This window comes from Stratiformator vulcanicus (genome assembly GCF_007744515.1).
Lineage (GTDB): Bacteria > Planctomycetota > Planctomycetia > Planctomycetales > Planctomycetaceae > Stratiformator > Stratiformator vulcanicus.
In genome coordinates this window covers 3,721,161-3,734,010 of the sequence record NZ_CP036268.1, presented here as the reverse complement: position 1 = coordinate 3,734,010, position 12,850 = coordinate 3,721,161, and the positions used below count along the sequence as shown (strand labels likewise).

The window sequence follows — 12,850 nt, the reverse complement described above, 5'->3', positions numbered from 1 at the left end:
CGAGATCATGCTCCGCGGACCCCTCGCCCTCTGATCAATTCGACTTGCACTAGCGGACGTAGGCCTCCAATCGGGAACGTAATTTCTCGCGAGCTCGGGAAAGCAGCGATTTCACAGCAGGGATCGACATCTCCATCGATTCGGCAATGTCGGCGTAACTCATCCCCTCAAACTTATGCAGCAACACCGCCATTTTCTGCCGCTCTCCTAGTTCGTCGAGCGCAAGGCGGACGATATCTTGAACTTCGGCTTTGGCGAGCATGCGACTGGGCATGAGGGCCGACTTCTCGGTCGCCACGTTTTCCGCAGGACGAGGCCCGAGCGGTCCCGATTCGTTTCCGCCATAGGCAACTTCTTTGCGACGACCGGCTCCACGACGCGAATTGCTGGCTAGGTTTTGCGCGATGCGATACAGCCATGTCGAAAATTTCGCCGTCGGTTCGTAAGTTCCGCGGGCTCGGTAAACGCGCAAGAATGTTTCTTGCGCCAAATCCTCCGCCTCGTCGCGGGTTGCCGCGATATGGTAAAAGACTCCGATTAATCGATTCTGATAAGCGCTGACGAGTTGGGCGAACGCTTCTTCATCGCCGTCGCGGACGCGCATCATCAGCTGCGCGTCTGGATCGGTGATCCGCGCCGGCTTGGTCGATTCCGCTTCCGCCACAGCCACAAGTCAGTCCTACAAGATTGACACCGAGAGAAGGAACACCGCCCCGGCCCCAGAGTTTCGGTCAAACGTCTGAAGGCGTAGGTTGCGAATTCTCCGTCAATCCATTGTAGCGCCGAACAAACGCCCACGCGAGCGGTCAACGACCTCGCGGATGTCCGAGGCCGGCGTGCTGAACCGATTCTGATTCCACCAAGGTACCGCTGCGAGAATGTCCATCAGCACCCTGCCCCTTGCATATTGTGCCAACGTCCATCCGGGTCGATCGGTTGATGAAGTCGTCGCCGGGCTGCGCACGTACTCTTCGGTAATCTCTCGAGAGGTCGGCGGAGACCTGTCAGTCGGATTGTGGTTGGCCCGCCCCGTTGCGACCGAACTACTCGACGACGAGACCGCGGCCGCTTCGTTGCGTCCGGTGATTGATGACGCCGGGCTCTCGTGCTACACGCTCAATGCTTTCCCCTTCGGTGACTTTCACGCCGAACGCGTCAAGCACGATGTCTATCAGCCCGATTGGACAACCCCCGAGCGACTGCAATTCACCAAAGACTGTGCACGCCTCCTCGCCGACCTGATGCCGGAGGGAGTCGAAGGGAGCGTGTCGACGGTCCCGCTAGGCTACTCGGAGAATGAGCCGTCGCCGGATTTCATGGCGACCTGTCGACAACAAATCATCGAGACCGCGCAGTTCCTGGACGAACTACACGACGAAACCGGAAGGGTCGTGCGGCTTGCGATCGAGCCAGAACCGTTTTGCGTTCTCGAAACGACACCGCAGGCGGTCGCCTTCTTCGGAGAGTTGTTCGACTCAGCGGGCGACGCTGAGGCGGTCGTCCGTCAACACATCGGGCTCTGCTACGATGTGTGCCACCAAGCGGTCGAATTTGAAGACATTACCGAGTCGATTCGTGCCGTCGCCGAAGCCGGCATTCGTCTTAATAAGGTTCAACTCAGTTGCGCTATTCGGCTCGAAGACCCGTCGAACAAACAAGCGCGAGACGAACTGGCGGCATTCGCCGAGCCGAAGTACCTGCATCAAACCTTCGGAGCAAAATCGGGACGGGTCGTGTGTCGCACGGACGACCTAACCTCGCAGTTGTGTCACGAGCCGTCGCCCGATTTCGCCGAAGCGGATGAATGGCGGATTCACTTTCATGTGCCGGTCGATGCGCAGGAGTTGGGATGCCTTTCGACGACGCGGGCTCAACTCAATGAAGCCCTGCTGGCGATCGATGGTCTTGAGTACGCACCGCACCTCGAAATCGAAACCTACACGTGGCCGGTGATGAATCGCGCCGAGGCACCCGCCGCCGAGCAATCCATCATCAGCGGGATCGCGCGCGAAGTCATCGCCGTCCGCGAGCAATTGAGCCGTCAGCGGGCGGATTGAATGTGGCACCGTAGTTAAGCAAAAGAAGCGATCGCAGATCGTTCGGAATACAAGCTCGAGGCGCGAGCCGTCGGGAAATCGCTGGTTGATCGACCATCAGCTTGCGCCTCTGGCTGGTATTGAAATCGCTTCCAGGGAATCAGTCTTCGTCCGAACCGCTCTCGCTCGGCTCGCCTGTTTCTTCAGAGTTGTCCGTCTGGTCGGACTCAGTCGGAGTCGCTTCCTCGGCGGAGCCAGCTTCCTGCGGCGAGTCTGACGTCGATGCTTCATCGCCGTCTTCCGTTGAGTCACTTTGATTGGCCGGTCGAAGCGCCGGGCCACTTTCTTCCGTGCCGGCGTTCGCATTTTCCTCAGCGTCGCTCGCTTTCGCGTGCTCTTCACTGACGGCTGCGAAGTCGTATTCGCCGGTGATTGGCACTTCGATCGCTGCGAGTACTTCCTTTGTTTCGTCGTCCTGTACGAAGGCGATCAGTCGCAGTTCATCGAGCTCGAGCGGGCGAACGAGAAACTTGAACTGGAACTCGCTGCGGGCCGTCACCGCTTGCTCATACTGGTCGAGGGCCTCGTTCGTGTTCTTCGGAATGTCGCTCAACGGGATTGACGTCTCGAAGTTGATCGCGTTGTCCTGACCGCCCACGCCGTCCGGCCCTCCGGGCATTAGTCGAGCGACCATTCGATGCTCGACGATTCCGTTCTGGCCGGCGTATACGACCTCCGGCTCGGCGATCACGCATCGCAATCGGACTGACGAAGGGATCGATTTTTCCGCAGTCGCACGTGCGGAGACATGAAGAGTTTGACCGCCGACGGAAGAATTAGCCTGCAACTGAATGCCGCTTGCCGTCTGCTGATTTTCCGCTGAGATCGCGTCGAGCAGTCGCTCGTAGGAGTCGGGAGCATTCGTGAAACCGCCGGCGAGCGGTTCGGTCGGTTGCACCCCGTTCACAAAGACGGTCGGTGTCCCGCGAACGCCGTAGTATTCAGAGCGTTGCTGAGAGTCGAGGTTCGTTAACGGATCGGGATATGGAACGTGCAGGTGATATCGCAACGAAATCAGTTTATCGCCCTGTACGGCCTGCTGGGCACCGTCGAGCGCGAGGTCGGCCGCCACACATGGCGGGCAACCCTGTCCGGTGAACATTTCAGTGAGAACCGTGCGTCCGTCGCTATTAAGTGAGGGCACCTCGACGCTATCGAGAAAGTAGAACAAATGCTTCTCGCGCAATTCGTCGAGAAAGTCATCGAGCGCATCGTCTTCACGGTCGAGCCGCGACCAGATACCGCCGAGTCGTCCCTTCGGCGCGATAAAACTCAGTTCGTCCGAAACGCTGCTTTGCAAGATCGAAGATTCGAGACCGGGCAGAGCCACCATTTGTCCCAGGATCTCCGCGGCTTGCTCGAGATTCTCCGCTTTCGTTTCAGCATCGGCCGCTCGGTACATGACGATCGGGTCATACGGATGCTTGCCATATATGCTTCGGACCACTTCCAAGTCCTCAGAGTCATCAGCGGACTCGATAGCGCGGGCAGCCTGTTTGATTTCGCGCCGGGCCGACAAAATGATCGCGAAGTCCCGATAGCTGTCGATCACCTCTTCCCAGTACGACCAGAATTCGGGCGACGATTCTTCTTTGGCAGTCGCCAGAAATTCATCGGCGATGTCGAGTTGGTAGCCCTGCGACATCAGACTGGTTGCTATGGTCACTCGGGCGTAGTTCGCCGTCGCTGGCGACCATCGCTTGCCGAACTCGACCAGTGCGTCGCCGATTTCCCGCACTCCGTTGCTATCGACGGCTTTGACTTCGGAGATGTCCGACAGGAAGTCATCGACCGCTTCAAATCCGGCCGGACTGCCCGGGTATTCCTCGAGCACACTCGTAAACGCATCGACCGGATCGCCCGATCGGTAGGCAATCTTCGCCGGGCCGAATCCATCAGTCATGCCGACCGACATGGGCTTCAAATCTGCCTCGGTAATTTCGCCGCTGTGCGGCACCAACCGCAGGAGGAAGTGCATCGGAAAATTGAACTGCATTCCGCCACGAATGACTCCGTCTTCCCACAGCGAACCATCGAACTCGAAAGTGTTGTTGTTTTTGAACGTCAATTTCACCGTTTCAGCGGTGACTTCTGAGTCGACGAGTTCGGCATCGCTGAAAATCGAGTTCGATTTGAAGTCTTTGGCGCGGTATCCGTCGTCCGTTTTCTCAAATGTGATAAATCCGCCGCTGATGTCGCGCCCGACTCGTTGCTCGCCGCTTCCCGAATTGTAAAAGAGAAACTGCCAGGTTCCCGCAACGGTCTCACGACGAGACCCCTGTTGCTCGGAGGCAGGTACCAGCGAAGCACCCGGTCTGAGTGCAGACGAACCGTTCTCGACCGTCGAATCTTCTTCGCCGACTGATGTCGGTTCGTTGCACCCGGATGACGCAAAAACCAGTACGGCCGCCAATGCCAATAGCGAGAAGAGCGATCGGGCCCGCAAGCATTCTTGGAAGTAGGTCCGCTGAATTCGCGAAAAACCAAAGTCGAGCACGATCGAACTCCGTCGAGTTTGTGATTCACCCAAAGAGGGCAAAGCGTTTGAGATTATGAATTCATCCGCTGCGAACCCTTTTCAATGGGGTCGCCGCTGCCGAATCAAAGCAACCAATGAATTTGTCATTTCGTCAGTTGAGGAAGCCTACGCGGTAGCCGGTCGGCTGTCATCCGCCCCGCAACCTTCGGTTGATCCCATCTTTGTCTCATCCGCCCAACGAATCGCGAAGACGGCCGAATTCGCGCGACAAAGACTCGAATTCCTCAACGAGCAGTTCGACTCGACGATTGACCTTCTCAATGTCAGTACGCAGTTGATCGAGGTCGGCGTTGGAATCTGGTGATGGCGATGCTCCGTTTTCGACCGATGCGGCTTCATCGACGTCTCCGGAAAGGGTGTCCATCGATGACGTTGCTCTCTCGCTGGCGGTATACAGTGCGTGATCAACCTCCACGCCCCGGCGTTCAAGCGGTCCACTCGAGCGGACGTAGCCGAGATCGATCATTCCCTGCAATTCAGTTCGCAGCTCGCCAAGCCCTTCGATCGGGACCATCCGCGCGGCTCGGGCACGCAACTCTCCGACCGTCTGCCTCCCACGGAGCAGCAGTTCCGTCAAAATGGCCAATTGCGGTTCGGAAAGAGGGAATCGCTTGCGCAAATAGTGGCGATATCGTTCGGTGCGTCCGCTCTCGGTATGCACGACGGCGAGCAGCCCATTCTCCTGCAGTTCGTCCAGCGCGGTCTGAACTTGATCCTCACCGTAGTTGGTGACCGGCGAGCGATTGCTCGTTTGGTTGCACCCGGTCAGCAGCGCTTTGGGAGTAAGCGGATACTGCGCCGGCGTCGTGAACGCTTTCTCAGAGAGCGTCCCCAATATCCGCCGCTGAACGCGGTTGAGTTCTCCATGAAACGGATCAATTTGCTCGTCGCCGGCTGACATGCCCTGCCTCGCTGATGATTGCGGATACCGCTTTGCCGGGCGGCAGACTGGCGTTCCTTACGTTCGGTTGCAAGACCTGCCGCGGTGACACCTCCGCTTCCGCCGTCGTGCCGATAAGCGGCCCCAGGTCATCCTGCGGTCGAAACATCGAAAATGGGATGAATCCAGCTACACTCATTCGCAGAGTGAGCGATCGGGAAATGAGCCGAATCGCTGGCTGACAGTTTTGACCCTATCGAGAAAGCAACCGAAGATGGCCGATCTGCCCGCTGCCGGAAAAAAAGCCCCTGCATTTCATCTGCCCGCCTTCCCCGAAGGAAAGAAGGTCCGGCTGAGCAGTTTTCAGGGCGAAAAAAACGTGGTTCTCTATTTTTATCCCCGTGATATGACGCCCGGCTGCACGACCGAGGCCTGTGACTTTCGCGACGCGATCGCGACATTTGACGATGCCGACACCGCCGTCCTCGGAATCAGTACCGACTCGTTGAAATCGCACGAGAAATTTGCCGCGAAGTACGAGCTTCCCTTCACGCTGCTGTCGGACGAAGACCACGCCATTTGCGAAAAATATGGAGTGTGGGCCGAGAAGAACATGTACGGCAAGAAATCGTTCGGAGTGCAGCGAGCCACATTTCTGATCGACAAGCAGGGCAAAGTTGCGGCTGTCTGGCCCAAGGTCAAAGTCAAAGGCCATGTCGATGAAGTCGCAGCGAAATTGGACGACTTGGACTGATCGAGCCATGCCGCATTGGAAATCGCCTGCCTCGGCCGAGTAAAGTCGGCTTCTGTCGACAATATTCGCGTTCAGGAGATTCCGTCGTGTTCGCCCGCTGCTTCCTTTCTGCGTCGCTCGTCATTGCTTGTGTTCTTCCCCCCTCAGCCGCGTTCGCACAAAGCGAACGGGAGGGGCTGTTCGTCGCGGTCGGCTATGGTGGTCGTCGCATGTCGTCGAACGACGGAATCCACTGGGAGAACATTCAGGAGTGGAAAGCCGAGGGCGGAGACGATTCCGACAACCTGATGTCGGCCGCTTTCGGGAATGGAATGTTCGTCGTGACCGGCGGCGGCGGTTGGAGCCGCGAGACTCAAAAAGGGCATATCCTCGTCACACGCGACGGCAAGAACTGGAAAGCAGTGGAACACGACGCACTCAATAATCGGGTGATTCCCGTCGTGTTCGGAAACGATCGCTTTGTCGTCGGGATGCCCGGCGGGGGTTGGGGCAAAGGCAGCTTCTCGTATCTCGCGTCTTCGACCGATGGCGAAACATGGAAGCAGGGAGCGAAGCTCGAATGGCCCTACGATGGCGGAATGCAGCGCCGCCGCGGGGCTTTCGGCAACGGTGTGTTCGTCATCTCCGGCAATGGTGGTCCCGGCAATTCGATTCACTGGGTCGCGACGACCCCGGACGGTGAGACGATCACCCACTTCCAAGGCGAGATGGACCCGATGAGCGACCTGACGTTCGGGGCCGGTAAATTCGTCACCGTCGGTAAAGACGGACTTCGTTTGTACTCCGAAGACGGCCAGAATTGGGAGAAAGGCACGCCCGCCTTGAAAGAGAATTTTCGCAATGTCGTGTGGACCGGCAAAGCCTTTGTCGCCGGCGGCCAAGGAGATAGCTATTACTCCGAAGATGGTATCGATTGGCTGAAATTTCCGGCCAAAATCCCCTGCTCGATCATTTACGCCGACGAAAAAATCGGAATCGGAACCCAATGGCGAGGGAAAATGTGGTACTCGCTCAACGGGACTGATTGGCAACGGGCCGAGGGCGACGAACCACGAAACGGCATTAATACGGTTGTCTACGGCGTCCCTCAAAGTAATTAAATACTTCGCAGCGAATATGTGAGATCGAAAGCCCGCGGGATTCATTCCCGCGGGCTTTTTGTGTGCATGTATTTGTTTCCGAATCGCAACACCTCGGACGATTCGTCGTTATAAACCCGACTCGTCTCTTTCGACTTATCAAACGTTGGCGTTTGGCGTCCTGCCTCACGTGGCCGTACGACCGGCAAAATCGGAACGGTTTAATTGTGGGATCGGTTACAGTTCGGTCCGACCGCACTCGGATGTGACGTAGAGTTCGAACGATGCCACGGTTCCTCCCGTGGTAGTCGCAGGAACTTCGTCCCCCTCATCTGGCCTTGACCATGATCGCTCCGAGCCAACGGTCTGACGACTCCCCGCAGATCGTCCGTATCGCTTGGGATGTCGCCGCAGCGGTGTGGCGTCATCGCTTTAAGTCACTCATCGTATTCGCCTCGCTGATGGGGTTAATCGTCTTCGCGGTAATGGTGACCCCGCGGACGTATCGCTCCGAAGCCAAGCTCTTCGTCCGCATCGGCGGTGAGAGCATCAAGCTCGATCCGACCGCGACCACCGCTCAAACGATTTCGGTGTACGAGTCACGCGAAAGCGAACTGAACTCGGTCCTTGATGTGCTCCACAGCCGCATTCTGCTCGAAGAAGTTGCCGCGAGCATCGGAACCGACGTCCTGCTGCACGATGCTCCGATTCAAAACGAAGCGGGTGAACTCGTCGCCATCGACAACAAGGCCAACGCAGCGACCTTCGACTGGTCGCCGATGGAGTTGGTCCGACCGCTGCTGCGAACGATCGGGCTGTCCGACGCCGTCAGCGAACAGGAACAGGCCGTGCAGATGCTGAGCCGAAACGTGCAATTCAGCTCCGGTAAAAAATCGAGCGTCGTCTCGATCGTCGCCACGGCCGGCTCGCCCGAATTGGCTCAATTGATCGCTGCGGAAATTGTCGACGTGTTCCGCCGTAAGCATATGCAGGTTCACCGCACCGACGGTTCTCAGGAGTTTTTCGAGAAGCAAACCGAACTGCTTAAGAATCAATTCGAGGTCGCCGCCGGCGAAGTCCAGGAGATGAAGACCGAATTGAACCTGGTCACGCTCGACGGCAAACGCTCCGCGATCGAATCGCAGATTAATGATCTCGAAGCCGACATCCTGGAGACGGAAAAACTTCTCGCGACTTCGAAGGCACAAATCGCATCGATGGAACGCGTATTGGAAGAAATCCCGCAGCAGCAGGTCACGTCGCGGATCACCGGTTCCCCGAACTCGGCCGCCGATCAGATTCGTCGGCAGATTAGTGAAATGCGAATTCGCGAGCGAACGTTGCTCGCGAAATTCCAACCCACACACCCGGCGATCCTGTCGGTCAACGAACAGGTCGAACGGGCTGAGCAGCAATTGAGTCGCCTCGATTCGACGGACGCTCAGGAAACCGCGGCTGTAAACCCCGGCCACCAACAGATTTCGCTGCGGCTGCTCGATGAGAGAACGAAGGCCGATTCGCTCCTCGCACGGCGAGATGCATTAAACCGACAATTCCTGCAGGCGACCGCCAGACTCGAGAACCTTAACGCTCACGAATCACAGCTCACGATGCTCGAGCAACGTCGGGACATTCTCGAAACCAACTTCCGGACCTACTCCGAGAAATATGAGCAGGCCCGGATCGATACCGCTTTGGCAGATGACAGCATTTCAAACGTGAACGTCTATCAAACGGCGACGCTTGAAACGAAACCGATCAGCCCGAAGAAGAAAATGATTTTCGCAGCCGGTTTCATCTTTGCAGTCTTGGCAGCTATCGGGACCGCCCTCGGACTGGAGTACTGGCCACGACTCGTTCCGCAGGGCGTCCGACTTCCTTCAGACGTTTCAATCCCGCGTCGGCGCACGACGTTACAGGAGGCATGATTTCATGGTCGCTAGTTTTTTTGGTCGCCAAACGAACTCCCCGAAGGCCGAAGACGTACTTCCCGCAGCCGATCGATTTGATCGCATCGTGCAGGTTGAATTGATGCGCGCCGATCGCAGCGAATCCCAATTCTGCCTGGCCGTCTTTGACACCGTGGCGTGTCGCGAGCAAGTACCGCCGGCTGATTTCCGCTTCGCCGAATATATATTGAACCGTCTGCGTGCTACCGATCATGCCGGCTGTCTCGGTGGGGGACGCATCGGCGTGGTGCTGTGGAATACGGATGAGGACGGGGCCCGCAAATTTGTCAATCAGGTCCTTGAAGATTGTCCGATCCGCCCCCTGCCCGCCGTCGAACTATTCACGCATCCCAGTGGAGAACCGGTAGACCTCGATCGTGTACGGAATAAGCGTGGCACCAAAGACTCGGACGACTCGGACTCCGACGGGGCGATGCCGGTCCGTCCCCTCGAAGAGCTACTGCTTAATCCGATGCCCCGCTGGAAACGAACGCTTGACGTCGTCGGTGCCGCGGTCGGGATCGTTGCCCTGTCACCGCTGCTCTTCGCGACGGCATTATTGATTAAACTCACTTCGCCCGGCCCGATCTTTTTTCTTCAAAAGCGGGACGGGTGGGGTGGCAAGCCATTTTCGATCTTAAAATTTCGCACGATGTACCGCGATGCGGAGCAACGGAAAGCCGCGTTGCGGGCGCAGAGTGAACAGGACGGTCCGGCCTTTAAGATGGCCAATGATCCTCGAATCACGCCGATCGGACGTTTCCTGCGTAAGTCTTGTATCGACGAACTTCCTCAATTGTGGAATGTATTAAAAGGCGACATGACGTTGGTCGGTCCTCGGCCGCTCGACAGTCGCGAAGCGGCCGAATGCGAAGTCTGGCAGCGTCGCCGTCGCTGGATTACCCCGGGGCTGACGTGCATCTGGCAGGTCCATGGCAAAAGCAAAGTGCCGTTTAAGGAATGGATGCGAATGGATATCCGCTACATTCGTGCCCGCTCGCTGTGGAATGATGCCGCGTTAATCATCCGAACCGCGTTCGCAGTCATTCTTCATCGTGGAAGCCATTAAGCGCGGCTGTCTCGATGTGCCTCGATCGGACGCAACAAGATGTCGGGCCGCTGATGCTTCGAATTCCCCACTTCTTAAGCACTGCTTTGTACTCAAGTTATCGCTGAAACATGATTGCCGCGCCGCAGATTCAACGACCATCCGGGCCGACAGCTTCGCGCTGGAAGGCTAAAGTCGCGGCGCAGCTTTCACGACCGCTTGCGGCTTCGTTCGGCCGTCGAGCTACTGGCTTCGGTATCTTGATGTACCACCGGGTGACCGATTCGGTGCCGGGTGTGACTGAGCCGACTTGGAATGTTCCACCCGCTCAATTCCGCAAGCAACTTGCAGGACTGATTCGTCGTGGTTTCGAGCCATGGCGGCTTTGCGACGTACTCGATGCGAGCGCGAATGAAACTCTGGTCCCGGGCAATGCGTTTGTCGTGACATTCGACGACGGCTACGCGAACAATTATTTCGAGGCGTTACCGATCCTTGAATCGCTCGATGTTCCGGCGACGGTCTTTATTTCGACGGCCTATCTGGACAGCGACCAACCCTTTCCCAGCGATGATTGGGAAGCCGCCGGTCGAAGCGATGTCCCGAAGCGAGCTTGGCGACCCTTAACGACGGAGGAATGCCGAGCGCTGGGATCGCATCCGCTCATCGATCTCGGCTGTCACACGCACACCCACGACGATTTTCGCGGGCGTCCAGACGATCTCTTATCTGACCTGAAGATTAACGCAGACATTCTCAACGAAGAATTCGGCGTCGCCGATCCAATGTTCGCCTTCCCCTATGGGACCAAAGCCACAGGGTTCTCGGGACCCGTCTTCGCAGACATCGCCCAGCGGGCCGGAATGCGGTGCGCGCTGACGACCGAAGACGAATTAGTACCGCGGGGTCGAACCCCTTTCGACTGGGGCCGCTTTACGGCCGAGGCCGATGATAACGGCGCGACTTTAGCTGCCAAGTTAAGTGGGTGGTACGAAGTCGTTAAAGAAAGCTGGCACTTCGTACGCGGAGGCTTTAAGAACACTGGGCCGATTCATGTCGCTCAAACGGGGGGCGACTCATGAGTGTTGTTGCACCCCCGCCAAGTCGGTCTGTGAATTCCGATCCAGATATTGCTGAGGCTCAAGAGTGCTGTCCGTCGCAGGAATGTCTTCCTGAGCCGGAGAAAATCGCTCTTCAGCAACGTGTGTCGATCATCGAACGGGTGAAGGGTCTCGCCACTCATCACGCGTTCTTGTCAATCTTTGATCAGGGGCTTGTCGCCGGGGCGAGTTTTGTGACCAGCGTGCTCGTCGGACGATACGGCGGGAAAGAAATGCTGGGGTTATATGCGCTCGCATGGAGTTTAACGCTCTTTCTCCGCAGCGTGCAGGAGCAGGTCGTCTCAGCTCCTTACGTTATTTATTGCCGACGTAAAACGGGGCGACGACTTGCCGGCTATGCGGGGAGCAGTCTGCTTCACCAAGGCACGTTCTCACTTCTATCAATCGCGGGGTTGTCAGCCGCGATTCCCGTTGTGTTGTGGCAAAGTCCCGGTAGCCCGATGGTATCGGTGCTGGCGATATTGACTTTAGCGATTCCCGCCGTGCTACTGCGGGAATTCGCGAGGCACTATGATTTTGCCCACTTTAAGATTTATCGGGCGATCACGCTCGACGGAGCGGCGACAGCTCTTCAACTGATCCTGTTAGCCACCCTGCTCTATTGGAACAGCCTGACGGCTGTGACGGCATTGGCCGCAATGGCGATTGCCTGTTTTGTGCCCACGGTGGTCTGGCTTATCGCCGGAGCTTCACGGTTCCGATTCAATGCTCGGCGGTCCGTGAAAGACTGGAATCGAAACTGGTTCTTCGCCAAGTGGGCGGTCGCCAGTCAACTTCTCGGCTCGGCAATGACCTTTGTTGCCCCGTGGATCATCGTCCTGACGCATGGTGAAGCGGCGACCGGCGTGTTTGCCGCCGGCAGCACTTTGGTCGGCATCGCAAATATGTTCGTTATTGGTGTGGCGAACTATATCGGACCGAAAACCGCCGAGGCCTATGCCGAAGGTGGTGTCAATCGATTGGTGGCAGTTCTTAAAAACACAGTGACGCTCTTCATCGTGGTACTCGGCATTTTCTGCATTGGTGCATTCGGTATCGGAAACGTGTTGGCGGCCTTCGTCTACGGCGGCGATTTTGCGGTGGCCGGGCCAATTATCGCCATTCTCTCACTGAATATGTTCGCCAATGCCCTTTCGATCACCGCCGGTAACGGCCTGTGGGCAATGCATGAGCCGGCGGCTAATTTTCGTGCTGATGTCGCATCCATCGTTGTCGGTGTCATCGCAACGGTCGCCTTGATCGGTCCGTTCGGTGCTGCGGGGGCGGCGTTCGCGTTGCTCGCCTCGGGGGTTGCAGACTGTGTCATCCGCTTCGCCATCCTGCGGGTCGCCGTGGCGAACCGAAGACGGCAGGAAGGAGCGCGCAATGGCTAGTGCGACTTTCA

Annotated in this window: 10 protein-coding genes; 7 read left to right on the top strand and 3 right to left on the bottom strand. The window is 57.5% G+C overall.

Features of this window, described 5'->3' with window-relative positions; genetic code table 11:
- Window positions 1-49: 49 nt before the first annotated feature.
- Window positions 50-670, bottom strand: coding sequence for an RNA polymerase sigma factor (locus tag Pan189_RS14740; RefSeq protein ID WP_310820533.1), 621 nt, complete (start codon window positions 668-670; stop codon window positions 50-52).
- A gap of 208 nt (window positions 671-878) precedes the next feature.
- Here Pan189_RS14740 and eboE point away from each other — a divergent pair, with 208 nt between their 5' ends.
- The gene (gene eboE, locus Pan189_RS14735; protein ID WP_145364734.1) at window positions 879-2,057 is read left to right on the top strand and encodes a metabolite traffic protein EboE; all 1,179 of its coding nucleotides are present in this window, start codon (window positions 879-881) and stop codon (window positions 2,055-2,057) included.
- A gap of 139 nt (window positions 2,058-2,196) precedes the next feature.
- Here eboE and Pan189_RS14730 read toward each other — a convergent pair whose 3' ends face one another.
- The gene (locus Pan189_RS14730) at window positions 2,197-4,593 is read right to left on the bottom strand and encodes a hypothetical protein (protein ID WP_145364733.1); all 2,397 of its coding nucleotides are present in this window, start codon (window positions 4,591-4,593) and stop codon (window positions 2,197-2,199) included.
- A gap of 208 nt (window positions 4,594-4,801) precedes the next feature.
- A complete protein-coding gene (locus tag Pan189_RS14725) occupies window positions 4,802-5,536 on the bottom strand; it encodes a DUF480 domain-containing protein (RefSeq protein ID WP_145364732.1) in 735 nt (244 codons plus the stop codon).
- 253 nt (window positions 5,537-5,789) lie between these two features.
- On the opposite strand from Pan189_RS14725, the gene bcp reads away from it, so the two are divergent.
- From bcp to Pan189_RS14695, 6 genes are all read left to right on the top strand, one after another.
- Window positions 5,790-6,269, top strand: a complete 480-nt coding sequence (gene bcp / locus Pan189_RS14720) for a thioredoxin-dependent thiol peroxidase (protein ID WP_145364731.1) — start codon at window positions 5,790-5,792, stop codon at window positions 6,267-6,269.
- Between the two features lie 86 nt (window positions 6,270-6,355).
- Window positions 6,356-7,369 carry a hypothetical protein gene (locus Pan189_RS14715; RefSeq protein WP_145364730.1) on the top strand — a complete coding sequence of 338 codons (1,014 nt, stop codon included), beginning with the start codon at window positions 6,356-6,358 and terminating at the stop codon, window positions 7,367-7,369.
- 323 nt (window positions 7,370-7,692) lie between these two features.
- The gene (locus Pan189_RS14710; protein WP_145364729.1) at window positions 7,693-9,276 is read left to right on the top strand and encodes a GumC family protein; all 1,584 of its coding nucleotides are present in this window, start codon (window positions 7,693-7,695) and stop codon (window positions 9,274-9,276) included.
- A gap of 454 nt (window positions 9,277-9,730) precedes the next feature.
- The gene (locus Pan189_RS21720; protein WP_375154878.1) at window positions 9,731-10,366 is read left to right on the top strand and encodes a sugar transferase; all 636 of its coding nucleotides are present in this window, start codon (window positions 9,731-9,733) and stop codon (window positions 10,364-10,366) included.
- 110 nt (window positions 10,367-10,476) lie between these two features.
- On the top strand, window positions 10,477-11,427 hold the full coding sequence (locus tag Pan189_RS14700) for a polysaccharide deacetylase family protein (protein WP_145364727.1): 951 nt from the start codon (window positions 10,477-10,479) through the stop codon (window positions 11,425-11,427).
- 29 nt (window positions 11,428-11,456) lie between these two features.
- Entirely contained in the window at window positions 11,457-12,839 is a 1,383-nt protein-coding gene (locus Pan189_RS14695) for a lipopolysaccharide biosynthesis protein (RefSeq protein ID WP_145364726.1), read from the top strand.
- The last annotated feature ends 11 nt before the right edge of the window (window positions 12,840-12,850 follow it).